This window comes from Ensifer sp. D2-11 (assembly GCF_054161295.1).
The window spans coordinates 1096736-1120982 of record NZ_CP096435.1; the positions used below are offsets into that span (position 1 = coordinate 1096736).

Below are 24247 nucleotides of genomic sequence, written 5' to 3' on the forward strand. Positions count from 1 at the left end.
GAACGATGGAAGCAGGTCACCAAACGCCGGGCACCGAAACGTTCTGGTACAAGGACGCGATTATCTATCAGTTACACATCAAATCCTTTTACGACGCGAACGGGGACGGGATCGGTGACTTTGCCGGACTGGAACAGAAGCTCGATCACATCGCGTCGCTGGGCACAACCGCGATCTGGCTTCTGCCCTTTTTCCCCTCGCCCCGCCTGGATGACGGTTACGACATCGCCGACTACGGCGGTGTCAGCCCCGACTATGGCACCATGGACGATTTCCGCGCCTTTGTGGAGGCAGCCCATCGGCGTGACCTCAGAGTGATCATCGAGCTGGTCATCAATCATACTTCCGACCAGCACCCGTGGTTCCAGCGAGCGCGGCACGCGGCGCCGGATACGCCCGAACGCAACTTCTATGTCTGGTCCGACACGGACCAGAAGTTTCCCGAAACGCGGATCATTTTCCTGGACACGGAGAAATCCAACTGGGCGTGGGATCCAGTCGCAGGTGCCTATTATTGGCACAGATTCTACTCGCATCAGCCGGATCTGAATTTCGACAACCCGCTCGTTTTGCAGGAGCTGTTGAAAGTCATGCGTTTCTGGCTCGAAACCGGCATCGACGGCTTCAGGCTTGACGCAATTCCATATCTCGTCGAACGCGAAGGGACGATCAACGAGAATCTCCCCGAGACTCATGAGGTTCTGAAGGAGATCCGGGCCGCACTGGATGCCAGCCATCCGGGTAAAATGCTTCTCGCCGAAGCCAACCAGTGGCCGGAAGATACCAGAGAATATTTCGGCGAGGGTGACGAATGCCATATGGCGTTTCACTTCCCATTGATGCCGCGCATGTACATGGCAATAGCCAAGGAAGACCGCTTCCCGATCACCGACATCGTTCGGCAGACGCCGGATATTCCGGACAACTGCCAATGGGCGATCTTCCTCAGAAACCACGACGAGCTGACACTGGAGATGGTGACCGACAGCGAGCGCGACTATCTCTGGAACACCTATGCCGCCGATCGGCGGGCGCGGATCAACCTTGGTATTCGACGTCGCCTCGCGCCGCTGATGGAGCGTGACCGGCGGCGAATTGAGCTCATGAACGCGCTCCTACTGTCCATGCCCGGAACGCCCGTTGTCTATTACGGCGACGAAATCGGCATGGGTGACAACATCTATCTTGGCGACCGGGACGGCGTCAGGACCCCCATGCAGTGGTCGCCGGACAGGAATGGGGGCTTTTCGCGCGCAGACCCAGCCCGTCTTGTTCTTCCTCTCATAATGGACCCGCTTTATGGCTACGAGGCTCTAAACGTCGAGGCCCAGAGCGCCGATGGCCACTCGCTGTTGAACTGGACACGCCGGATGCTGGCGCTTCGCCGCAAGCACCCTGCCTTCGGACGCGGAGCCCTCCGGTTCCTGAGCCCGGAGAACCGACGAATTCTGGCTTACATGAGGGAATACCAGGACGATACGTTGCTATGCGTCGCTAACCTGTCGCGTCTGCCGCAAGCGGTGGAACTCGACCTCGCACAGTTCGAAGGAAGGGTGCCGGTCGAGCTTACCGGCATGTCGCCCTTCCCGCCGATCGGCCAGCTTACCTATTTGCTTACACTTCCGCCCTACGGCTTTTACTGGTTCCGGTTGGAAGCCGAGGCCGAGGGGCCGGCATGGCGCACCGAGCCGCCCGAGCAGCTGCCGGACTTCATTACCCTCGTGATGCGGCGCGAAATGGCTGACTTGCTCGAGAGCACGCAGGCGCGCGCAACTCTCTCAAGCGAAATTCTGCCCTCCTATCTCAAAATGCGGCGATGGTTCGCCTCCAAGGGTGAGCGGCTGAGCCAGGCTTCATTCGCTTCACTCACGCCGATGCCGTTTGGGAATGACCTGCTCTTCGGAGAGCTGGAAACCAAGTTTGAAAGCCATACCGAACGGTACTTTCTGCCTCTTGCGGCTGCATGGGACGATGACAAGCCGCATGCGCTGGCTCAGCAACTGGCATTGGCCCGCATACGAAAAGGCCGGCGCGTGGGCTTCCTGACCGACGGTTTCGCGATGGAAAGTCTCGCGAGAGGGGTCATCAGAGCTCTGTGCGACCGGTCCCGCATAACCGGGAAATCGGGAACTTTCGAGTTCTTGGGAACGGAGCAGTTGGACTGCATCGGTATCGCCGACGAATTGCCGGTACGCTGGCTGTCGGCCGAGCAATCGAACAGCTCACTCCTGATCGGCGACGTCGCCATGATCAAGCTGATCCGGCACGTATCACAAGGCACCCATCCCGAAGTCGAAATGACACGTCACTTGACGAAGGTGCAGTACGCGCACACGCCGCCGCTGCTTGGCGAAGTGGCTCGATCAGTACCGCATGAAGGCCGGTCGACTCTCATCATCGTCCAAGGTGCGATTCGCAACCAGGGGGACGGTTGGAGTTGGATGCTGAACAATCTGCGGCACGCCGTCGAGGACGCGATCGTATCTGGAGGCGAGAGCGTCCCCACAGGAGAGCGCTTCATACCCTTGTTGGGGCTCATGGAAACTGTCGGCCGCCGCTTGGCGGAGTTGCACGTGGCCCTTGCTGCGCCCACCGACGACGAGGCGTTCAGACCCGTCCGGACCGCCGAAGAGGATGCGCGGAAATGGCAGCTGGCGGTGATCGACCGGCTCTCCGAAACCGCCTCCGTTCTAGCTGAAAATGCCGAAGCCGCCGAGGAAGAAGTGCGATCGCAGATCGCCGACCTGATCGAGCGCCGCCAGGACATTGCCAGCGCCGTCGGCAATCTTGCCGGCGCAGCGGTCGGCACCCTGATGACGCGGAATCACGGAGACTTCCACCTCGGCCAAATTCTCGTCGCTGACGGCGATATCTACATCATCGACTTCGAGGGCGAGCCTGCCCGCGGCCTCGCGGAGAGGCGGTCCAAGACAAACCCATTGAGGGATGTCGCCGGATTCATCCGCTCTCTCAGCTATCTCGCCGCCTCCGCCAACCGGGACTGGGAGACAGCCACCGAGGATGACGACGGCAAACGTAGGCTATTGGTCCAGCAGTTTACGCAACAGGCGGAAAAAAGCTTCCGGGACGCGTATTTCGACGGCGTTGCAGGTTCCTCGGCGCTCGCAATGCCGCAAGAAACCCGGGAGAAGATACTGGACCTCTTTCTCCTGGAGAAGGCCGCATACGAAATCGCATATGAAGCGCGCAATCGCCCGTCGTGGGTTCCGATCCCTCTCGCTGGCCTATCCTCCATCGCCGCGAAACTTACGGGAAAGAACACATGAGCTCCGAGCGCGCGGACCTTCTCATCGGTCTCGACCCCGGCGCACTGGACGCGGTGGTGGACGGCAGGCATGGCGATCCCTTTTCCGTGCTCGGCCGCCACCGGAGCGGCGACACGACGGTCGTCAGGGCACTGTTCCCCGGCGCACTCGGCGTCGATCTTCTGCATCGGGAAAGCAATGCCGTTCTGACGCGCATGGAACAGGTGCACCGCGGCGGGCTCTTCGCCGCCCGCATCGACAGCCATGCAAGGCATTGGTTCCGCATCTTTTGGCCGGACGCGGTCCAGGACACAGATGATGCCTATTCCTTTGGCATGCTGCTCGGCGCATTCGACCTGCATCTCCTGTCACAAGGAACGCACTACAATCTTGGGCGGACGCTCGGCGCCGTTCCGATGGAGGTCGAGGGAATCGCAGGTGTTCGTTTCGCCGTTTGGGCCCCAATGGCGCGCCGTGTCTCGGTCGTCGGCGACTTCAACTCCTGGGACGGGCGGCGAAATCCGATGCGATTTCGGCATGAGGGTGGAATCTGGGAGATCTTTATACCGGGGCTCGGGCCTGGCGAACGATACAAATACGAGCTTCTGGACGCCGCAGGCAACATGCTGCCTCAAAAGGCTGATCCGGTCGCAAGGGCAAGCGAGGCAGCGCCGGCCACAGGGTCGATCGTCGCGTCCAACGATCCCTTCGACTGGAGCGATCATGAATGGATGAGCGCGCGCAGCTCCGCCTCGAAGCTTGAAGGCCCGATGTCCATATACGAGGTGCACCTTGGCTCCTGGCTCCGCGTCGTGGAGGATGGCAACAGGTCCCTCGATTGGGTCGAGCTTAGCCAGAGGCTCCTGCCTTACGTAAAAAAGCTTGGGTTCACGCATATCGAGCTCATGCCCATCATGGAGTATCCTTTCGGCGGGTCGTGGGGTTATCAACCGCTCGGCATGTTCTCACCGACGGGCCGGTACGGCACACCGGAGGATTTCGCCTACTTCGTGGATCGCTGCCACCATTGCGGGATAGGAGTTATCCTGGATTGGGTTCCAGCGCATTTTCCCACCGATGTATGGGGCCTTGCGCGGTTTGACGGCACCGCGCTTTACGAGTACCAGGACCCGCGGGAGGGTTTCCACCGCGACTGGAACACCCTGATCTACAATCTTGCCCGAAACGAAGTGAGGGGATTCCTCATTGCGAGTGCTCTCGAGTGGCTGGAGCACTACCATGTCGATGGTCTGCGGGTCGATGCGGTGGCTTCCATGCTGTACCGCGACTACAGCCGGCAGGAGGGTGAATGGATCCCCAATCGCGATGGCGGCCGCGAAAACCTGGAAGCGATTGAGTTCTTCAAGCATCTGAACAGCATCATACACCGCCGCTGCCTTCATGCAGTGATGATTGCGGAGGAATCCACCGCATGGCCCGGTGTAACCAAATCGCCCGAGGAGGGCGGCCTCGGCTTCGACTTCAAGTGGAACATGGGTTGGATGCACGACAGCCTCCGGTATATGCGGGAGGACCCGATACATCGGCGCTACCACCATGGCACGATGACATTCGGGATGATCTATGCCTATTCCGAGAACTTTGTCTTGCCGCTGTCTCACGATGAGGTTGTACACGGGAAAGGCTCTATTCTCGGCAAGATGCCGGGTGACGCCTGGCAGAGGTTTGCCAATCTGCGCGACTACTACGCCTTCATGTGGGCGCACCCCGGCAAGAAGCTGCTCTTCATGGGCTCGGAGATCGGGCAACCCACGGAATGGGATCATGATGGGTCCGTCGTGTGGGATCTTCTTGACCGACCGGAACATGCCGCCGTGCAGACCTTGATCGGGGACTTGAACCGAATTTACATCCGCGAGCCCGCTTTACAATTCGGTGACGTAGAGCCCTCCGGTTTCGAGTGGGCCGTCGTCGACGACGCCCGAAATTCCGTCCTCGGTCTGCTGCGCTCATCAGCCGATCAGTCAACCTGGATACTGGCGGTCTCCAATTTCACTCCCATTCCGCGGCATGGCTACCGCATCGGAGTGCCGCGGCGGGGGCTTTGGAGGGAGATACTGAACACCGATGCCCGGGAGTATGGCGGATCGGGCGTCACGAACGGCGAATGCTGGGCCGATGACCAAAGTGCCCATGGCAGGGAGTCGTCCATCAATCTAGTGCTTCCCCCGCTGGCGACGGTCTTTCTCAGGTGGGCGGCAGAATGACTGCCTTGGACAAGCTCGCGAAAAAGCATGGGATCAATCCGACCAGACCCGGGATTGAACGAGCCAAAGTTCCGATCTCCGATCAAACCAAGCGTAAGATCCTTTCTGCCCTCCACGTCGAAACCAACCCGGCACCGAAGTGCTTCCTGCCGAGCTCTGTCCTCAAGGAGCGGGTTTGGGGGATTACGGCGCAGCTTTACGAGCTTCGCTCGTCGCGAAACTGGGGGATCGGCGATTTCGAAGATCTCGCCCGCCTCTGTGAGATCGCCGCAAGCTGGGGAGCCGACTTCGTCGGCCTCAGTCCGCTCCACGCGCCCTTCCTCGCGGACCCAGACCGCTGCAGCCCCTATGAACCGTCTAACAGGCGGTTCCTCAATCCGCTTTATATCGCCGTGGATCGAGTGAAGGGGTTCAAAGGCACTCCGGGGCTCGATACAATCTTGGAAAAGCTGAGAAGGACGGACTTGGTTGACTATAGTGGTGTGGCCAAGGCGAAGCTGCAAGCTCTGAGGCAGGTATGGAAAACCCGGAACAGGTGGTCGAAGGAGGTGCTTTGCGCCTTCCGGAATTTCGAGCAAAAAGGTGGCGCTGCGCTCAGATTGCATGCGCTCTTTGAGGCTCTTTCGAGCGAGATGCAACAACGCGGCAAAGGCGCCGGCTGGACTGCTTGGCCACTTGCCTATCAGAATCCAGACGGTGAGGACGTCCAGCGCTTTGAAAGCGATCACCGTGAAGAGGTGGAGTTCCATATCTGGCTGCAGTGGCTGGCGCATCAACAGCTATCAGAAGCCGCGGCACGAGCCGAGCAAGCCCGGCTGCGTATCGGCCTCTATCTCGACCTGGCCGTTGGCGAAGCACTCGACGGTTCCGCCACGTGGAGCGAACGGGATATCTACGTCTGGGGTGCAAGCATTGGCAGCCCGCCGGACCCTTGGGCGATCAACGGGCAGGATTGGAAATTGGCGGCCCTGCAGCCATCCACCATAGCGGCTGGGGCCAATTCGCCCTTTCGAAAAATCATTGATGAGACAATGCGCTATGCAGGAGCCCTGAGGATTGATCATGCGGCCGCGCTACGCCGTCTATACCTCGTACCTTTTGACTCCACACCGGAAGACGGGGCATACGTTGAGTATCCGGACGCGCAGCTTCTTCGGGTACTTGCCGAAGCCTCACATGCGCATTGCTGTGCCGTAATCGGGGAGGATCTCGGTCTTGTTCCGAGAGGTCTGCGCGACCAACTGTCGGCCGCCAATATTCTCTCCTACCGCATTCTTTCTTACGAAAAAAGCAACCGAGGCTTCGCGGCGCCGGCACGGTATCCACGCCTAGCTTTGGCATGTGTCTCCACACATGACCATCAGACGATGGTCGGTTGGTGGAACGGCGCGGACATCGACATGCGCCTCGAGCACAGGCTCGTACCGACAGATGCGGCAAAGGAGGAGAGGCAAGAACGCGAGCGCGAGCGCGCACGGATCACAAGAGCATTCAACGCTGCCGGCATCGCCTTACCGCCTTATAAACACAGCCGCCGAGAACAGGAATTCATGCAGGCACTCGTCGTCAGCGCATATCGGTACGTCGGGCAAACGCCTTGCGTGCTGGTTGCCGCTCGGCTTGCGGACATGACGAACGAGCCGAGGCCAACAAACGTACCGGGTACAAGCACCAGCTATCCGAACTGGAGGCCGAAGCTTTCAATAGCGCTGGAGGACATACCGCGCGAACCTCTAGCTCTCATGGTGGCGCAGACCCTTGCCACCGAACGTCCTCGAAAGGGCTGATATCATCAACCCTGAATGAGCGGTTGCCCTGTAAACTGAGAATGTCCGCCGCGGCCTCGCCTGAGGTCGTTCCAAGGGATACATTATGCGATCCTCTCAGCCAGAACGTGAACATCCTGGAAACAAGCCCAGCATCGGGTTCGTGGGAGGAAGGATGAACTCCGTTGGGTGGTAACTCACGTTGAGTGCCACATCCATTCAACGCCGATTGACACGCCCGGTTCGGGCACCGCCATGCGCCTCAATAGTAGAACTCGGTGAAGGACAGGTTCTCGGCCGAAATCTCCGTGAGGGTGACGCCCTCGATCAGGATGCCGGCATCGTGGAACCCGTCGAGCGTGACGAAGACGCCGTCCTGCGTGTCACGCGAGGCCGCCAGGAAATCCGCGTAGCTGCGGATCGAGGCGATCTCGCCATCGGCGTCGATGGCGAAGCTGAGGATGTCGCCCGCCAAAGCGCTGAAATCCGCAATGCGGTCGACGCTGTCGGTCTCAAGGGACGAGATGGACCACTGGAAGATGTCAGCATCGCCCCCGCCGTGCAGATAATCGGCTCCCTCCTGGCCTGACAGCCGGTCCCTGCCCGTATGTCCGGACAAGTGATCGTCACCCGAGCCGCCGCTCAGATCGTCGGCTCCAGCTTCGCCCCGCAGATCGTCGGAGCCGGCGCCGCCAAGCAGGCGGTCGTCGCCAAAATCGCCGGACAGGAAGTCGTCGCCGTCGCCGCCGAGCAGGCGGTCGTTGTCATCGCCACCGAACAGGCGGTCGTCTCCGGCCCGTCCTTCCAGGAGATCGTCACCGAAAAAGGCTGAGAGCTGATCAGCCCCGTCGGCGCCACGCAGCGTATCGTCAAGATCGCCAAATCTCCCGCTCGACACGGTGAAGCTCTCGATGTCGGTCCATGTCAGCCCGGTCGAGATCGATCCACGCGTCGCGTCGAAATCGACAGGACCAAGCAGATGGGACACTTCGAACGCGAGGTGATCGTTGCCTTCCCCCCCGTCGACACTGCCCGAGCTCCCCGCTCCGATCCGGTCATCCCCTGTGCCGCCGTCGACGCTGTCCGAGCCCCACGCCCGGATCTGGTCATTCCCCGCGCCGCCGCTGATCGTTGCCGGACCGCTGCCGGAGAAACGCGAAATCCGGTCGTCGCCATCGCCGCCGTCGATGACGTCGCGACCGTCGAAGCTTTCCATGATGTCGTTGCCCGATCCGCCAAAGAGGCGATCGTCTCCTGGGCCGCCGTCCATTCTGTCATCGCCGGCGCCGCCCTCGAGGATATCATTGCCGGCTCCCGCCCTGACATTGTCATCCCCGTCGCCGCCGGACATCGTGTCGGCTCCGCTCCCGCCGGACAGGCCGTCATTCCCCGCCCCGCCGAAGAGGCGGTCATTGCCGGCATCGCCGCTCAGGCCGTCATTGCCGTCTCCGCCCGACAAAACGTCATTGTCCAGGCCGCCGTTCAGGTTGTCGTCGCCGTCTCCGCCCTCGATTCGATCGTCACCCGCACCGGTATTGGCGAGGAGATCGTCGAGTCCGCCGGCGATCACCGTATCGTCGCCGCTTCCGGTCCAGACACGGGCCGTCTCGAGATTGCGCAGGACCGTGCCGGTCGATGCACTGCCCGCGGCGAAGTCGATGGTGACGCCATCCACGTCTTCGGAATTGTCGATTGTCACCAAATCCCGTCCCGCGCCGCCATCGATCACGGCCGAAGACAGCGTCGTCGTGATCGCGTCCGACCCGTCGCCGGTGACGATGACATCGTCGCGCGTACTGCCGTAGACGATGTCATTTCCACTGCCGGTGAGCAGCTCAAGGCGCTCGATATCCCGGAAGAAGACATGCTGGGCCGTCGAGGGATCGCGGCCGATCATGGCGTGACCCTGCGGACCGTTGAAGATCACGTCCTCCGTCGCCAAGGAGGCATTGACGGCGAGGGTATCGTGGCCAGCGCCGCCGGTGACCGCGCCGCCCGTCCGGGCCAGGATCAACCGGTCGTCGCCGTCGCCACCGTCGAGGCGGTCATAGCCGCTTGTGCTCCTGACGACGTCGTCTCCCGCACCGGCATCGACAAGATCATCTCCGCCACCGCCATCGATGTCGTCATTGCCGGCAAGACCCCAGATGCGATCCGTCTCGTCCGTCCCGCGCAGCGTATCGCCCCCGCCCGTCCCCACGATCTTCGTCATGAAACCGCTCCTCAGCTGAGACACGAGGCGTCCGGATAGATAAGCCGACACCTAATAGTTGATCACCGGAATATAGCACCCTTCCTTGCAAGTTCCAATGAGAACAATATTTCGATTAGTCTGATATTACCTTCAAATATCATCTAAATTTGAAACAAATTAACTGGCGGAAAAAGCACTCTTCCACTAAAGAAGCAGCCACACTTCAGAGTCGCTCCGGAGTTCGGGAAAATCGACCTGTATCCCTCGCCTTGAAACGATCCGAACCGCCAGCCCTGTCATCTGCATTCAGGATCACTGGAAATTCCGGCTTTTGATCTTCCGCGTATCGATATGATGAGTCGCATTGGAAAACGGTCGCATAGAACCAGACCTGAGACGGAGGAAGCATGTGCAATGATTATCGGCTGATGGTGGATGTCGCCTCGATCGTCGAGGACTTCGCCGACCTCAAGATCGAGATCCGTTTCGGCGAAGGCGCGCCGAATCTTGAACCGCGGGAAGACATCAAGATCACCGATGTCGGCCCCATCGTCCGGACGATCGATGGGATCCGCGATGAGGCCGAGCTCGTGCAGCGGCGCTGGAGCTGGCCTGGGCCGAACAAGCGGCCGGTCTATAATTTCCGATCGGAGGGTCGCGAGTTCACTTCCAATCGCTGCCTGATCGTCGCCGACGGCTTTTACGAGTTCACCGATCCGAAGGACCCGAAGAAGAAGCGCAAGGACAAGTGGCTATTCACCAAGAAGGACGAGCCAATCTTCTGCATTGCCGGCATCTGGCGCGAAACGCCGGAGGTAGGTCAAGCCTTCACTATGCTGACAATGGAGCCGGGGCCGGACATCGCTCCATACCACGACCGACAGATCGTCATCCTGGAGCGGAACGCCTGGGCCGACTGGCTGGATCTGACCGTTTCTGCCAAGTCGCTCATCAAACCGTTACCGGCAGGCACTTTAGCCGTCGATCAAGTGGGTTAACGGCAAACAATCGGCAGTGTCGCTCTTTGCGGAACCCTCAGCGTCACGTAAGCTCGGCTCAAGTCAATCGCCCTCCGGCAAATTGGCCGGATTCCACACGACCTCCCACAGGTGACCATCGGGATCGGTGAAGTAGCCCGCATATCCCCCATAAAATGTCTCTTGGGCGGGCTTCACGATGGCCGCGCCCGCTTCGCGTGCCTGTTCCATGACGTCATCCACCTCGCTTCGTTGCGAGACGTTGTGGCCGATCGAGAACGATGTACTGCTGGCGGGCGCTTTCGTCAGGCCGCTATCGTGAGCCAGATCGGCCTGATTCCAGATCGCAAGTTTGACACCGTTCGAAAGATCAAAGAACGCGACGGCGCCATGCTCGAATTCGCGGCCCACGATCCCTGGGGTCTGCAGTCCGAGTCCGTCACGATAAAAAGCGAGAGACCGTTCCAGATCTGCGATACCAAGCGTCAGTACGGAAATCCGGGGCTTCATGAGCAATCCTCCCGTTAAATCGTGCACTGGCCCACCCAGTTTCGCGCTGTCTTTGCGTCCACCAGCATTGTCGCAGAAGCGCAGACCGTGAGCAGACCGACTATCACCAAGAGTTGTTTTTTCTAGGGCCTTGGAGCCGCCAAAGACGTGCCCACTCTCGAGCGAAAGTGGCAAGTACCGCACTTTCGAAATGGAGGCCGAGTGAGGCGCCCGACATCGCCCGAAGGAAATCCGCGACGCGCTTGTCGATGCCGGTGATGTGACCCGGATGTCGAAGATTATGCTTGATCGGACGAAGCGAGAAGCGTTTACCTTGCCGATGTTTTGAAGGGGCGGACCGGAATCGCGGGATCAGACCTTCCTCTCTGATCAAACGGCAGATAGCGTCTCTGGGTAGCTGCATCTCTTGGCTACGTCCCCGCCTCCAACGAAGGCAACAGGATGCGGGATTGCCCCGCGATAGTGGCGGGGCTTTTTGCTGGCCTTCCTACTCAGACCCATCCGCGCCGAGGTCGACATGCCGACCAATCGAGCGAAGGTAAGCAACGATTTCCAACTTGAGGAAATCACGATCGCCGTAAATATCCTCGATTTTCTTCAGCCTGCGCTTTGTTTTCTCATAATCACCCGGCGACAGGTCTGCGTCTCCAACCACGTATTTGTCGTGACCGACGGCGCAGATGTTACAGCCGATTTTGATCACCTCCTCGACGAAGGCAGGGATATCGCTCGCCTTCATCAGCTTTTGCTTGGTACTCTGCGCCATGTAGACTAGTCCGTTGGGGTCGACCGGCCGCAGCCAGCGCTGTCGTTTCGTCGACAACTACGCAAGGCCCACCCACTAAACTCGCTCAAGTGCGAAACCGTTGCATCCGTCGGAACGAAGCAGTCTCGGGAACGTTCTCGGGTGTAAGGATTGAACGCTCGGTTCAGAACATGGAGGCATGTCTTGAATCGGCGTGCCAAGAAACCGCGGCCACAAGCCGCCAAACAAGCGGCCTCTCAGCGTCGTCTGGCCAATATGGGCGCGAAGAAGGCCACCCGCCCCGCCTTCATTGAGCCTTGTCATCCAACGCTGAAGAAACGACCGCCCGACGGTCCAGAATGGTTGCATGAAATCAAGTTTGATGGGTATCGGGCGCAGCTACACATCCACAAGAGCGAGATCACCGTCTACTCGCGAACCGGGCTTGACTGGACGAAGGAGTTCAAACCGATCGCAACGGCTGCGGAGGCACTCGCGGGTCACGACGTGATCATGGATGGCGAGGCCACCGTCTTCGGCAAGACCGGCCTTCCCGACTTTCAAGCACTTCGGCGCGAGCTCGCGAAACCCGCATCGCCTCACCTGACGTTTCAGGCGTTCGACCTGCTCTATTTGGACGGATACGACCTCAGACGCATGCCCCTGGTCGAGCGCAAGCGCGTGCTGCGCGAGCTCATAGGAGACCGCGGTGGCGCCATCGCCTATGTCGACCATCTCGACATCCATGAAGGAGCGGAGGTCTATGAGCACGCCTGCATAATGGGTCTGGAAGGAATCGTGTCCAAGCGCAAGGACGCGCCATACCGATCGGGACGGCAGGAAATTTGGACAAAGACGAAGTGCACGAAGCGCGCGGCATTTCCCATCATCGCCTTCGTCGAAAAGCTTGGTGCGCATCCTCGCCGGATCGCTTCGCTCTATCTCGGGCGTTCGGAGGGCGCCCGCCTTGTCTATGCCGGCAAGGCTCAAACAGGCTACACGCTTGCGGCCGCGCGCGAGGTGCGGGAGCGGCTCAATCCGCTGATCATCGGCAAGAGCCCCCTCTCCCATCCGATCAACAAGCCAAAGGCGACGTGGGTCGAGCCACGGGTCTACGCTGAGGTCGACTACAGCGGCGTGACCGATGACGGCCTGTTGCGCGAGCCGGTCTTCAAGGGCCTGCAGAAAACCTCCAGGGATGCGCCGAAAAAGTTAGCGAGCGTCACCCCGACCTCCGGCCCGGTTCCCCGCGAAAACATTTTGCAGTTACTGCCGGACGCGGTTGTGCCCTCGAAAGAGGAGCTTGCGGCCTATTGGACGCGCGTGGCCGATCGCGCCCTTCATTTCCTCGGCGGCCGTCCGCTGAAGCTCGTGCGGCACCTCCATGGCACCACCTTCTACCACAAGGGACCCTTGCCGCCGATCCCGCCAGAGGTCCATCAGCTCCGCATTGAGAAACGCGAGGGCGGCGAAGGTGTGCGGCTCTGGGTCGATGATCTCGCCGGTTTGCTGGGCCTTGTCGAAATCGGCGCGGTCGAACTGCATCCCTGGGCGGCGACGGTCGACGATATCGAGCACGCCGACACGCTGATATTCGACCTGGATCCCGGCGAAGGCGTGGCGTGGGAGTTCGTCGTCGAGACCGCGTTGCGGCTACGAGAGCTTCTTCAGGCGGAGGGCCTTCAGAACTGGCCGAAGCTCACCGGCGGCAAAGGCGTTCATCTGATGGCCCCTCTTCCGGAAAAGATGGCCCACAATGCTGTGCACGCGTATGCCAAACGGCTGGCGCAGCAGTTCGCCAGCAGCGATCCCGACCGCTACCTCACGTCGGCACAGCTTTCGCACCGGCCGGGCAAACTTTTCCTCGATTACCTGAGGAATGGCCGCGGCACCACCGCCGTCGGCACCTATTCGCCCAGAGCTCGTCCGGGCTTTCCCGTCGCGGCACCTGCGACCTGGGAAGAAATCGAGCGCAGGATAAAGCCGGACGCATTCACAATGACCCGTCCACCTAGACGACGTCGCGGCATGTGAACTCAACCCGAAAATTCCTGATTAGGTCGCAGGTTTCACTTGATACATTATGCGATCCTAAACGCACAGAACCGGAACAAGTGTGGTACACACGGGCCGTAGGGACAGTCCGGTCGGCTGAGAGGGGTAACGGTCGTGCGTTGCAACTTTGTCTTGAGTGGTTACAATTCCTTCGGCTCGGCGGTAACATTGCTGGAGGAATTGCGCATGTCACTGTGGACCTACTGAGCGATGAGATCGAAGAGATTTGGATGGGCTAACCTCGCCCGCCTCACATTCGTAGCGTTAGGTGCCTGCGTCAGTGCCATCGTCACCGTGTCTCCATCGTACGCTCAGACTGTTGCAGGCCGTGCGATCGGCGAAGACGCTTCCAAATTTGTGGCTGACCAGGAAGTTGCTTCGTCAAATCCTACAGCCGAATACACGATGCTCCAGCTGCCGAGCCCCAACGGAATCGATGTGAGGGCGACCTACGAAAACGGGTCAAAGAAGATCGTCCAAATTGAAGCCACCCGGCGGCTTTCTCAGCCTGGAGCATCGGGGCAGTTTGGGAAATTTGAATTCGGAAAAACAAGCCTCTCCGAAGTACGTTCTCTTTTTGGTAGCAAGGGCTTGCTCTTCACAGGCGTCGCGCCCGTAACCGCTACACCGGATGGTGGAGTGACTATTGTCAGTTCTTATGAGGTTCAGGGGACCAAAACCATCGCCTCGTTTGTCTCCAAAATATCCGCATCCTCCCTACGTGAGTTGAAGCAGCGGTTCGGTGAAGACATGTACGCCCACCTGGATGGTGTGGCGTTGCTCGAAACAACGGTGGTCGCCGACGTCGACTATTTGAAGCTTACGCGCGGCCGCGAACTCGTTTACGATGTGGGGTACGCACCCATTATGTGGCAAAATGCGATGTTACAGGTTGATGAGCCACGGCAAATCTCCCTCGCCCGCATCTCCCCCTCACAGCTTCCGGTACATCGCATCTACAATGGGCCGATCAATGCTCCCTACTTCACGGATGCCTCTGCACGTAACTTTCAAACTCGCATCTCGGAGGGCATGGCGGGCGGCCCGAACTTCGCTGGCGAATACGCCGTGATCCAAGTGGGCTGCGGCACAGGATGCTCCATCGCCTATCTTGCAAGCGTCAGGACCGGCGAGGTTTCGCGCATTCCCATCGATGACGAGGCAGCCCAGTATCTCGACCTTAAATACCAAATCGATAGTCGGCTGTTGGTGACGCAATCGGCAAGAGGCGCGGCTTCCAAATGCCACATGCAGTTCTTCACTATGGATGACGGTGAATGGATTTCCTTGCTGGAGCACGACGTGGGACCAACGGAGTCGTGCTACAACTCGATCGCTCAGAATCTTCGAAACTGACAGGAAGGCGCGGCATCAATGGATCGTGCAGATTACGAGAGAACCTTGACCGTCGAACCCGAACTCTGTCCTTGGTTGGCGGACGCAGCTGCTCGGTTTCGCTATCTTTATCCGGACGTCCATCTGAGTATAAGCGAGCAGTCGGTGACACTGACGACCTCCAATGACCGAATGACCGCACTCGTGCAGGATTTCATGTTTTGCCTTTACCGACAGAAGATCTACAGCGAAACGTTGCCGCTTCGGACAATGCTGATCGAAGGGGTGACGGGATTTGTCAGTCGTTCCGCTTAAATTCCGGCCGCATCCGGATGGGCTCCTTCTCTTTGCGGACGACGCCGGCGGATACTTCAAGTCCGACCATGCTTTCTTGCGCCGCTATGCGTTCGATCAATTGACATCCGGCGATCTCGCGTTCCTCCGTGGGAACGGCCACGCCTACAATGCTGTCGGTGATCTGGCATATTCGGGTTTCGAACACCGTTTTGCTGAGCGGCTCTACCTGCCGCGAGAAATGGACTATGTCATTCTGGTCCCTACGCTCAGATGCAACTTGACCTGTGGCTATTGCCAAGTCTCGCGTGTCAACGAAGCCACTCCAGGCTTCGATTGGGACGCCTCCACAGTGGAAGCGGTGATCGGATTTCTCGGCTCGCTTTCGGCTAGGAAAATCAAGGTCGAGTTCCAGGGCGGCGAGCCACTCTTGCGCCTCGACGTCATCGAGAGGATTCGTGATTTCTGCAGGCAAAGATTTGATGCCTGCGAGTTCGTAATTTGTACGAATCTGCAGGAGGTCAGCGACCAAGCCTGGGACCTGCTCGGACGAGACGACGTTTTTGTTAGCACGTCTTTGGACGGCAATCGCATAACGCATCAAAAGCAGCGGACAATCTCGCCCGGCAAGACGGATCAATTCTTCTCAAACCTCGATTTCGCTGTGAACCGCTTGGGGCCGGAAAAGATCTCCGCCTTGCCAACGATCGATCCGCACAATGCCCCCTCGCCGCAAGAAGTCATCGAGACCTTCCTCAGATATGGTATTCGATCCGTCTACCTGCGACCCGTAAACTACCAGGGCTTTGCGAGAAAGAAGTTCGATGCCCGCGGAAGTGCCGACGCCTGGAGCAAATATCACGCCTCTTTCATTGACGCGGTCATCGAGCAAAATTGGTCCTCTGAGATCCCGGTCGAGGAATACTACTTCGTCCACTGTCTTCGACGGGTGCTGCGATCCGGACACAACGGCCATGTAGATCTCCGCAACCCCAACATCGTCGGACACAGCTATGTAGTGATCGACTATGACGGCAAGATATACCCGACGGATGAAGCCCGGATGGTCACTCGCATCGGTCAGTTCGATCTGTCCATGGGAGACGTCTTCAGTGGGATTTCCGCAGAAACGATCGATCGCCTCAACGCTGAAGCGCTCAACAACTTCCATCCTGATTGCGTTCACTGCCCCTACCAAGCCTTCTGCGGAGTTGATCTGATCGATGACATGTCACGATACGGGCGGATCGACATGCCGAAGCATATGACCGACTTCTGTCAGCGCCATACGTCGATTTTCGACAGGATTTTCGCGATGATCTATTCGGATGATCCAAAGGTCAAAAAGACGTTGGCGCTTTGGGCTGGCACACCTCACTTCGATCCGCTTCTTGCCAAGGTTCATCAATGATCAGCCTGCGCCTGAAGGTCGACCCACTACCGATCGACGAGCCCTTGGTCGTCCGCCTGCAAGGATCGGGGTCGCCTGCTCGGTCGGATCATGACGCGGTTCTTGCTGAAGTTACGCCCGATCGCCGCGAGTACGACCTTAATGGTTTCTCCTTCGGCGTGTATGGGATCTCCGACGAGGTTATCGACGGTGACATCTTGATGATGTTGCCAGGCGAGACAACGGCGCATCGCCTTATCCGAGCCGGTTCCGCTCACAACACACTTCTCGTAACGGAGCAATGCGACCAGCTATGTGTGATGTGCTCGCAGCCTCCCAAGAAGTATCACACCGATCTGTTCGAGCAATTCACCCTCGCTGCGTCACTTGCCCCGCAGGGCGCAATGATTGGCGTTTCGGGCGGCGAACCCTTGCTTCATAAGGAGCGGCTGTTCTCCATGCTTGAAGAAGTGAAGGCGCAGCGTCCCGACATCGGGTTTCATGTCTTGACCAATGCGCAGCATTTTTCCCCAGCCGACCTAGAAAGACTGCAGCGTCTTGACCACGAACGCGTGCTCTGGGGCGTTCCGCTCTATTCGGCCACACCTGAAAATCACGATCGGATCGTGGGCAAACAGGGAGCATTCGCCAACCTCGAAGAGGGATTGTCGATCTTGATGCGTGCAGGGGCTTCCCTCGAACTGCGAACGGTGGTCATGCAACAGAACTGGCAGGATCTTCCGGCCCTGGCAGATTACGTGTCCACTCGTCTCAGCTTTTTGGCGGTCTGGGCTATCATGCAGCTGGAGCGGATCGGTTATGCCCGGATGAACTGGAAGGAGACGTTTCGAGACACATCGGGCGATTTCGAGCAGATTGCTCGAGCGGTCGATATCGCAACCGCTCGCGGTCTCAAGGCCTCGCTCTATAATTTTCCATTGTGTTCAGTACCGCCCGCTTATCAGGATTTTGCTCCCTCAACGATCTCCGATTGGAAGAGGAAATACCTAGACTTCTGTTTGAATTGTCGCGCCAAGGAAACTTGTGGTGGTTTTTTTCAATGGTATAGTCATGCAGAGGGGTTTGCATTTCTGGGGCCGTTATGAAATCTCGCCTGTTTATGATCCCGTCGCTTCTGGTGGCGGGCTTTTTGCCATCGAAATCTGAGGCGATGCCTATTGGCGAGATTGTTTCCAAGAAAAATCCCGGCACTTCGGTTTTGGAGCGCCTGAGGCTGAGGCACATCTTCACGCTCGCCGGGCATCGCTCACATAGCTCCCACCGCTCCCATAGCTCCCATTCAAGCCATCGATCAAGCAGTGGCGGTGGCTACACCTACAGAAGGAGTGCACCAGTCTACTCGCCACCATCCACGGTCTACACGGCACCTTCTACAGTATACACAGCTCCGTCTGGTTCGTTTGCTACCCAACCCACGGTCTCGGCGACCCCTACCTATCCAGTCACTTCCGATCCGGTGACAGCCACGCCGCTCAAGACGCTTCCGGGAAATACCGCGAAATTCAAGCGCATCGTTATGCAGGTTCAGACCGCCCTTACCGCCTATGGCTATTACGAAGGTTTGATTGACGGGCAGGTCGGACCGGCTTGCAAGAAGGCGCTCGTCGCGATGCAGACCGACTACAATCTCAAGGTCACCGGAACGATCACACCCGAGGTGCTCAATACTTTCGGCATCGTCGCGAACTAATCAACCCACCAATCCCAACGGTTTTTGAAAGAACAGACTATGGCCAATCCATTTGAGCAGCAACCCTTCGAAGGTACCGAGTTCGTCGATAACCCGGAACCACGGTGTCCCTGCCTTTTGCTGCTCGATGTATCGGGTTCGATGCGAGGAGCGCCACTGAAGGAACTGAACGAAGGTCTCGTCCAATTCAGAGACGAGCTCTACGCGGACTCCCTGGCTGCCAAGAGGGTGGAAGTAGGTATTGTTACTTTTGGGCCAGTTTCGGTCGCTAACGACTTCGAGGGCATTCATCACTGGAACCCGCCTGAGCTCTCGTCACAAGGCGACACTCCGATGGGACGCGCGATAGAGACCGGACTTGAGATGCTTCGGCAGAGAAAAGACAGCTACAAACAGAACGGGATCTCCTACTATCGGCCATGGGTTTTTCTCATCACGGATGGCGCGCCCACAGATGCTTGGCACGACGCCGCCAGTGCGGTGAAGGCGGGTGAAGCCGAGAAGGCGTTTTCGTTCTTTGCGGTCGGTGTGCAGGGCGCCAACATGGAGATCCTGTCACAGATTTCAGTTCGACAGCCGTTGGCGCTGAAGGAACTGCGCTTTCGTGATCTGTTTTCCTGGCTTTCAAGCTCACTCGGCTCAGTATCCCACTCCAATCCAGGGGACGCTGTTCCGCTAGCAAACCCGGCTACTCCGGACGGATGGGCTTCGATTGCATGACCAGCAGTTGGCGATGGGCATGCGCACGGTCCATTGGTACTTCGCATATGAAGACGGATACCCGCTGCGAAGACTTCGCAAGCGCCAAGCTGTTCATTCGGCCGGAAGGCCCGATCATAGCGGCGGTCGTTTCTGACGGAGCCGGGAGTGCGTCACACGCGGAAGTCGGATCCAAGCTCGTGTGTCTTTCGTTCTTACGGGCATGCCGAGAGTTTCTGGTCAGCAAGCCCCTTGAAGAACTGGTGGAAGAGGATGTCTGGCACTGGCTCGACGAGATCCGGGAGGCCTTAAACGCCAAGGCGAACGCCAAGGCGCTTCGGCCCCGGGACTTCGCCTCAACAATGGTGGCGGTACTCGCCAGCCCACAAACGTCGATCGTGATCCATATCGGCGATGGCGCGGCAGTCTGGAAGAAGGCGGGATCGGACGGATGGGAAGTGCCTTCCTGGCCCTACCATGGTGAATACGCGTCGACAACAGCATTTGTGACTGACGATCCCCAAGCCAAGCTCAACTACCTGCGCATTAACGAGGCCATCGACGAATTCGCCTTGTTTTCTGACGGCATCGAGCGTCTTGTGCTTGAGCAAGCTACGCAATCGGCGCATGCGCCATTCTTCAATCGGATGCTAGCGCCGCTGAAAGGTTCACTCGTGGAGGGACCGGACAGAGGTCTCTCGGCGGCGTTGAAAGACTATCTCGATAGTCCAAGCGTGTGCGACCGCACCGACGACGACAAATCGCTTATTCTTGGCGTCAGAACATGACCGTGGTCGTATCGTCCGATGGTCGAAAGTTGACGCTCGGCGGCCTCGTCGCGAAGGGTGGAGAGGGAGCTGTCCACCACATCGTCGAGGCACCCGACCTCGTTGCAAAGGTTTATCTTCGCGGCAAGGCAGCCGATCGACGAGAAAAGGTCGAATCGATGGTTTCGGCTCGCCTGCACATGAGCACGACTTTCGTTGCATTTCCGATCGACACGCTGAAATCCCAACGCGGCGAGTTCCTGGGCTTCACTATGAAGAAGGTGAACGGCTTCAAAAGCGTTCATGATCTTTATGGGCCGGCCAGCCGCAAGACCGAGTTTCCGACGGCAGACACAACCTTCCTGGTTAGAGCCGCCATCAATCTGGCGCGAGCAATCGCAAGTGTGCACGCGACCGGATGTGTAATCGGCGATATCAACCATTCCGGCGTCCTCGTGTCCGAGAAGGCGCTCGTCACTCTGATCGACAGCGACTCGTTTCAATTCCGCTCGCAATCAAAGCTCTACCGATGTCTTGTCGGCGTTCCGGAGTATACCCCGCCGGAACTGCAGGGCGCATCGCTCGACCGAACGGATCGCATGCCCAACCACGATAATTTCGGTTTGGCTGTCCTACTTTTCCAGTTGCTGTTTCTCGGACGGCATCCCTTCGCGGGGCGCTATCGCGGCAAGGGCGACATGGATATTCGAAAGGCCATTGGAGAAGGCCGCTTCGCCTATAGCGAGCGCCGCGCGGAAACCATGATGGAGCCGCCGCCCTACGTTCCTACGCTTGACGACTATGGGAGGGAACTGGGGGCGCATTCGAAAAAGCTTTCCGATTGCCTGGGAAACATACTAACGGCCGTCCGCTCGCCTCGGAATGGGTGACGCTGCTGACGTCAGTCGAATTCGGTCTCAAGACGTGCACGGCCGATCGGGCCCATTCCTACGGAGGTAGTCTCTCTTCCTGCCCCTGGTGCTCGATCGAAAGATCGATGGGTCGTTCATTGTTCGTCGCGCAGTATTCGCCGAACGCCCCGATCATGGATATCGGCCAACTCCTAACGGCGATCCGCGGCATCCCAGCACCTGGTAGGCCGCCAGAACCGGAGAAGGTTGTCGGGCCGCTCTTGAATGTGACGATGTCCGTAGCCGGGCAACAGGCCCGATCCGAAAGGACGATTACCGCTGTGGCGGGCATTATTGCGTTGCTTATCGGCTTCTACCTGATGACGTCCATTCAAGGCTTTTGGGGAGCGGCGCTTATGGCCGGCGCTGGCTTCCTGACCCTCCGCTCTCTCGATTTAACGCGAACATTTGCCGCCGAGCATGCGAGCGCCCAATCCGTTTGGGAGTCAGAGCGGAAGACATGGATGACTCACGCAGGACCAGGGAAGTTCGAAGAAAGAAGAAATCACTACCTCAGCGTGGCAACAGCTCATTCGGAGCTACCTGCGCAGGAGCAAACAAAATTGAGGGCGCTTGAGCAAAAGAAGCGGCAACTCCAGATGCAGAAACATATGGAATCGCATCTGATCGAGCGCGCAAAAATCCCCAAAATCGGCCCCGGCCGTAAGGCGACGCTGGCATCTTTCGGCTTCGAAGATGCGTGGGATGTCATGCAGCGACCGATAACCAGCGTTCCCGGCTTCGGACCGTCGCTTGCTGCAGATGTCATGGGGTGGGCACGCTCGATCGAGCGCAAATTCGTTTTCAACAACGCGATTCCAACGGATCCGCAGGCAATTCAGCAAATTAAGACCGAAATCGGAAAGAAGCGCGCCGAATTGGAAAGGGAGCTTCATCGCGCGCCTGATGAGCTTCGCCGCTTGGCAGACGATGCGCGCGCACTCGTAACGTCGCCCCCTCGAGGACTGATCGAAGCCTATCAGCGGCTGAAGCAGCTCGAAGTTGATATGGGCACGATCTGATCGATGGCAGTCACCTATCGAAATTTCTGGATTATTGTGGGGATGACCGTCTCGGCTACGGTACTAGCAAATTTGTCGGCAAAACCTAAGCGCCCTGCCTTATCGACCATCGAGGCCAGCCGTCGTGAACCAACCCGACCGTCGATCGAAACGGCAAATCAGAAGTCGATTCCATCCGGAACCCCAGAGCCAAGTTCCGGCGACGTTGGTAAGATAGGCCAAACCACTTCCAATGCCCTCCCGGCCGAACGGCAATTCAGAAACATAGATGCGGAATTCAAGGCGGCATTCGAGTCTGCTGCTCAGGTCGCGCTTGCTATGCCTGCAGCTGCAGCGGCCGACCAAGCCGAGCAACCGCCTCCAAGTGTCCCTTTGCCCTCGTTGCAAACCCGGGAGATACAAGCGGAGCCGAAGCTCTTCGATTCCGGAGAGGAAGCAGCGCCGAACAACGATGCTAGCCCGACAAACCTAGAGACGGGTGTTACGACCACGAACTTGAACATGCGCGAGGGTCCGGCCGCAAAATACCTCCTGGTCGACGTTCTCGCGACCGGGCTCACACTAGTCATTCTCGAACAGGAGAATGGTTGGCTGCACGTGCGTGATGCGTCTGGCCGGCAGGGCTGGGTCAACGGAACGTACGTCTCGCGAACTGCGAACTAACGCCACTCTGTGAGGCATATCACCTAGCTATTTGAGCTGGAAGGTCCCGCGTCGGCTGTTAGGCGCGTGCGCTAGCCGCACCACGGCCGAGGCGTGGCCGGGCAGCTGGTGTCGCCGCAAACAAACGGGACCGCAAGACCTTCGGAGATCAGGATGTCTCCGACATCGCGACCATCGACCCGAAGCGTTCCGCAGCGGCGGCCGTGATTGCATTTGTCCGTACCTTCTGTCCCGGGTTTGCAGGAGCAGGCAATCCTCGTCACTGTCGGCGTTCCGGACGCGACGAGTTCCCTCAGGCGCTCGCTTGCCCGGGCGCCAAGTGCTGCCTCGCGCGAACATTGGGGTTCAAATTTTTCTGGCGTATTGAATCCAACAAGTCGAACGCGCGTACCGTCACTCATGCGAACTGTATCGCCGTCGGTGACTGTGAATAATTGAGTAGCGAAATTGTGGGGCGGAGTTGCGGTCTGAAAGGAACCGAGATCACTCTTCGGTAGCCACCCCGTGAGCGCCTGTCCGCCGAAAATCGCGATCATCAGCAGAAGCAACACAAAAAACTTGATTTCTCTATAGCTCCAACGTCGTCGACCTGCCTTTCGCCAATGCGGCAGCCGATGGTTCTGAGATCCTCTGTTCGCGGCCATCGGTTTGATGAACGAGAGATTAGCTTGGCCACGGAGCTTTGTCAGCTTCCTCAGCGTCGACATTTGCTTTTCACTGAGTCGCGTGCGCGTTCCGTAGCGCTCGATCCTCTGGCGCATGTCCATCAAAAACTGGCGCTGCCATGCGGTCGCTCGCCCTTCCCGCAGGACATCGTCAATGCGGCTGCGGAAATATGTGACTTCGATCTCGCTTAGCAAAGTTGTCCCCGACACGAAGTCCACCTTGGTTTGCCGAAGTGACTGCTCCTTTTGTCGGCCCCTAGGGTACGCCCCGATAACCTATCAAACCCAAGAAGTCCTGTAACTTCTAATTTAGTATCGACACCATCTCTCCGCTGTGCTTAGGTTGCATAGCAATGGAGGAGACATCATGAAGTTGACTAAACTTGCCGGGGCAATGCTTATCCTTTTGGGCAGTGCCACGTACGTTTTCGCCCACAGTGGGGGAACGGACGAAAACGGGTGCCACACCAATCACAAGACGGGAAGCTACCACTGTCATTGATAATCCAGGCCCGCTTGCGAGGCCTGGTGTTTCAAACAAGAGAAAGCGGCCGCCGAAGGGTCACGCGACGTCAAGGGCGGACAGCATGATCCAAATGGCCTGAGACGATCGGAAGCCGACAATATGCCGCAAATCCGGAACATAGGTTCTTATCCCTCGCCTTGAAGGGATAAGAACCAACGACCCTGTTATTACGAATCCCTCCGTCTCAACTTCCCAGTAACGGACATCAGACCGGCGTGGATGGAACGACCGATTTCGGGCCGGAAGCCGTCCTTCTGCTTTCGGCAATCAGACGCGGAAAGCGGACGTTCGTGCAGCTCGTCCCTGACGCCGGTAAGCTATTGTCGAAAACTCGTTGAACCCACTTCGCTAGTTGGCCAGCCCGCCGCTCGAGAAAGGCCCCCCTGTACGCGGCTTTTGGCAGCCCTGCGCGCGATCGTGCCGCAGAGGATGAGCGCGAAGTACGCTAGCGTAATCACAATCTGTGCCGCCGCGCCGGATCCGCGCGTCCAGACTAGGTGATGATCGCCCTGTGCGTCAGTGA

At 58.5% G+C, this 24247-nt stretch carries 20 protein-coding genes; 16 read left to right on the forward strand and 4 right to left on the reverse strand.

Annotated elements, in window-relative coordinates; all coding sequences use genetic code 11:
- Window positions 1-5: 5 nt before the first annotated feature.
- Genes treS through malQ form a run of 3 tightly spaced genes read left to right on the forward strand, consistent with a single transcriptional unit; the run spans window position 6 to window position 7281 of the window.
- On the forward strand, window positions 6-3287 hold the full coding sequence (treS, locus tag M1D34_RS30935) for a maltose alpha-D-glucosyltransferase (protein WP_498785143.1): 3282 nt from the start codon (window positions 6-8) through the stop codon (window positions 3285-3287).
- Window positions 3284-5494 carry a 1,4-alpha-glucan branching protein GlgB gene (gene glgB, locus M1D34_RS30940; RefSeq protein ID WP_498785145.1) on the forward strand — a complete coding sequence of 737 codons (2211 nt, stop codon included), beginning with the start codon at window positions 3284-3286 and terminating at the stop codon, window positions 5492-5494. Before treS ends, glgB begins: the two co-directional genes overlap by 4 nt.
- Complete coding sequence (malQ, locus tag M1D34_RS30945; RefSeq protein ID WP_127509556.1) at window positions 5491-7281, forward strand: 4-alpha-glucanotransferase; 1791 nt, start codon at window positions 5491-5493, stop codon at window positions 7279-7281. The genes glgB and malQ overlap by 4 nt, the downstream gene beginning before the upstream one ends.
- Before the next feature lie 241 nt (window positions 7282-7522).
- Here the strand turns inward: malQ and M1D34_RS30950 are convergent, their stop codons facing one another.
- Window positions 7523-9472 carry a calcium-binding protein gene (locus M1D34_RS30950; RefSeq protein ID WP_127509553.1) on the reverse strand — a complete coding sequence of 650 codons (1950 nt, stop codon included), beginning with the start codon at window positions 9470-9472 and terminating at the stop codon, window positions 7523-7525.
- 389 nt (window positions 9473-9861) lie between these two features.
- On the opposite strand from M1D34_RS30950, the gene M1D34_RS30955 reads away from it, so the two are divergent.
- Window positions 9862-10452, forward strand: coding sequence for an SOS response-associated peptidase (locus M1D34_RS30955; protein ID WP_498785148.1), 591 nt, complete (start codon window positions 9862-9864; stop codon window positions 10450-10452).
- A gap of 63 nt (window positions 10453-10515) precedes the next feature.
- Here M1D34_RS30955 and M1D34_RS30960 read toward each other — a convergent pair whose 3' ends face one another.
- Both M1D34_RS30960 and M1D34_RS30965 read right to left on the reverse strand, forming a co-directional pair.
- Window positions 10516-10941, reverse strand: a complete 426-nt coding sequence (locus M1D34_RS30960) for a VOC family protein (RefSeq protein WP_127509547.1) — start codon at window positions 10939-10941, stop codon at window positions 10516-10518.
- A gap of 487 nt (window positions 10942-11428) precedes the next feature.
- Entirely contained in the window at window positions 11429-11707 is a 279-nt protein-coding gene (locus M1D34_RS30965) for a Y4lK-related protein (RefSeq protein WP_127509541.1), read from the reverse strand.
- 183 nt (window positions 11708-11890) lie between these two features.
- Here M1D34_RS30965 and ligD point away from each other — a divergent pair, with 183 nt between their 5' ends.
- The 11 genes from ligD to M1D34_RS31020 all read left to right on the forward strand — a co-directional run bounded on the left by ligD (window position 11891) and on the right by M1D34_RS31020 (window position 22533).
- Window positions 11891-13720, forward strand: a complete 1830-nt coding sequence (ligD, locus tag M1D34_RS30970; RefSeq protein WP_201270037.1) for a DNA ligase D — start codon at window positions 11891-11893, stop codon at window positions 13718-13720.
- A gap of 231 nt (window positions 13721-13951) precedes the next feature.
- On the forward strand, window positions 13952-15097 hold the full coding sequence (locus tag M1D34_RS30975) for a hypothetical protein (protein WP_498785151.1): 1146 nt from the start codon (window positions 13952-13954) through the stop codon (window positions 15095-15097).
- A gap of 45 nt (window positions 15098-15142) precedes the next feature.
- Entirely contained in the window at window positions 15143-15391 is a 249-nt protein-coding gene (locus M1D34_RS30980) for a hypothetical protein (RefSeq protein WP_498785153.1), read from the forward strand.
- Complete coding sequence (gene hxsB / locus M1D34_RS30985; protein ID WP_498785155.1) at window positions 15372-16781, forward strand: His-Xaa-Ser system radical SAM maturase HxsB; 1410 nt, start codon at window positions 15372-15374, stop codon at window positions 16779-16781. The genes M1D34_RS30980 and hxsB overlap by 20 nt, the downstream gene beginning before the upstream one ends.
- A complete protein-coding gene (gene hxsC, locus M1D34_RS30990) occupies window positions 16778-17866 on the forward strand; it encodes a His-Xaa-Ser system radical SAM maturase HxsC (RefSeq protein ID WP_498785157.1) in 1089 nt (362 codons plus the stop codon). Before hxsB ends, hxsC begins: the two co-directional genes overlap by 4 nt.
- Window positions 17863-18471: a His-Xaa-Ser repeat protein HxsA gene (hxsA, locus tag M1D34_RS30995; protein WP_498785159.1), complete on the forward strand. Its 609-nt coding sequence runs from the start codon at window positions 17863-17865 to the stop codon at window positions 18469-18471. Before hxsC ends, hxsA begins: the two co-directional genes overlap by 4 nt.
- Before the next feature lie 39 nt (window positions 18472-18510).
- A complete protein-coding gene (locus M1D34_RS31000; RefSeq protein ID WP_498785161.1) occupies window positions 18511-19191 on the forward strand; it encodes a vWA domain-containing protein in 681 nt (226 codons plus the stop codon).
- Between the two features lie 47 nt (window positions 19192-19238).
- Window positions 19239-19958: a PP2C family serine/threonine-protein phosphatase gene (locus tag M1D34_RS31005; RefSeq protein ID WP_498785163.1), complete on the forward strand. Its 720-nt coding sequence runs from the start codon at window positions 19239-19241 to the stop codon at window positions 19956-19958.
- Window positions 19955-20827, forward strand: a complete 873-nt coding sequence (locus M1D34_RS31010; RefSeq protein WP_498785165.1) for a hypothetical protein — start codon at window positions 19955-19957, stop codon at window positions 20825-20827. The genes M1D34_RS31005 and M1D34_RS31010 overlap by 4 nt, the downstream gene beginning before the upstream one ends.
- Window positions 20828-20934: 107 nt before the next feature.
- Window positions 20935-21870, forward strand: coding sequence for a hypothetical protein (locus M1D34_RS31015; protein ID WP_498785167.1), 936 nt, complete (start codon window positions 20935-20937; stop codon window positions 21868-21870).
- Between the two features lie 3 nt (window positions 21871-21873).
- Complete coding sequence (locus M1D34_RS31020; protein ID WP_498785169.1) at window positions 21874-22533, forward strand: SH3 domain-containing protein; 660 nt, start codon at window positions 21874-21876, stop codon at window positions 22531-22533.
- 71 nt (window positions 22534-22604) lie between these two features.
- Here the strand turns inward: M1D34_RS31020 and M1D34_RS31025 are convergent, their stop codons facing one another.
- Window positions 22605-23417: a thermonuclease family protein gene (locus M1D34_RS31025; protein WP_498785171.1), complete on the reverse strand. Its 813-nt coding sequence runs from the start codon at window positions 23415-23417 to the stop codon at window positions 22605-22607.
- 175 nt (window positions 23418-23592) lie between these two features.
- On the opposite strand from M1D34_RS31025, the gene M1D34_RS31030 reads away from it, so the two are divergent.
- Window positions 23593-23700: a YHYH domain-containing protein gene (locus tag M1D34_RS31030; RefSeq protein ID WP_324765442.1), complete on the forward strand. Its 108-nt coding sequence runs from the start codon at window positions 23593-23595 to the stop codon at window positions 23698-23700.
- Window positions 23701-24247: the final 547 nt, after the last annotated feature.

Bases quoted from the DNA above. Each gene is read 5' to 3' on its own strand.
- M1D34_RS31000 (WP_498785161.1), top strand. From the start codon at position 18,511: ATGGCCAATCCATTTGAGCAGCAACCCTTCGAAGGTACCGAGTTCGTC.
- M1D34_RS31010 (WP_498785165.1), top strand. From the start codon at position 19,955: ATGACCGTGGTCGTATCGTCCGATGGTCGAAAGTTGACGCTCGGCGGC.
- M1D34_RS30950 (WP_127509553.1), bottom strand. From the start codon at position 9,472: ATGACGAAGATCGTGGGGACGGGCGGGGGCGATACGCTGCGCGGGACG.
- hxsA (WP_498785159.1), top strand. From the start codon at position 17,863: ATGAAATCTCGCCTGTTTATGATCCCGTCGCTTCTGGTGGCGGGCTTT.
- M1D34_RS30965 (WP_127509541.1), bottom strand. From the start codon at position 11,707: ATGGCGCAGAGTACCAAGCAAAAGCTGATGAAGGCGAGCGATATCCCT.
- M1D34_RS30975 (WP_498785151.1), top strand. From the start codon at position 13,952: ATGAGATCGAAGAGATTTGGATGGGCTAACCTCGCCCGCCTCACATTC.
- M1D34_RS31005 (WP_498785163.1), top strand. From the start codon at position 19,239: ATGAAGACGGATACCCGCTGCGAAGACTTCGCAAGCGCCAAGCTGTTC.
- treS (WP_498785143.1), top strand. From the start codon at position 6: ATGGAAGCAGGTCACCAAACGCCGGGCACCGAAACGTTCTGGTACAAG.
- malQ (WP_127509556.1), top strand. From the start codon at position 5,491: ATGACTGCCTTGGACAAGCTCGCGAAAAAGCATGGGATCAATCCGACC.
- M1D34_RS31030 (WP_324765442.1), top strand. From the start codon at position 23,593: ATGCTTATCCTTTTGGGCAGTGCCACGTACGTTTTCGCCCACAGTGGG.
- M1D34_RS30955 (WP_498785148.1), top strand. From the start codon at position 9,862: ATGTGCAATGATTATCGGCTGATGGTGGATGTCGCCTCGATCGTCGAG.
- M1D34_RS30960 (WP_127509547.1), bottom strand. From the start codon at position 10,941: ATGAAGCCCCGGATTTCCGTACTGACGCTTGGTATCGCAGATCTGGAA.
- hxsC (WP_498785157.1), top strand. From the start codon at position 16,778: ATGATCAGCCTGCGCCTGAAGGTCGACCCACTACCGATCGACGAGCCC.
- M1D34_RS31015 (WP_498785167.1), top strand. From the start codon at position 20,935: ATGGGTCGTTCATTGTTCGTCGCGCAGTATTCGCCGAACGCCCCGATC.
- glgB (WP_498785145.1), top strand. From the start codon at position 3,284: ATGAGCTCCGAGCGCGCGGACCTTCTCATCGGTCTCGACCCCGGCGCA.
- M1D34_RS31020 (WP_498785169.1), top strand. From the start codon at position 21,874: ATGGCAGTCACCTATCGAAATTTCTGGATTATTGTGGGGATGACCGTC.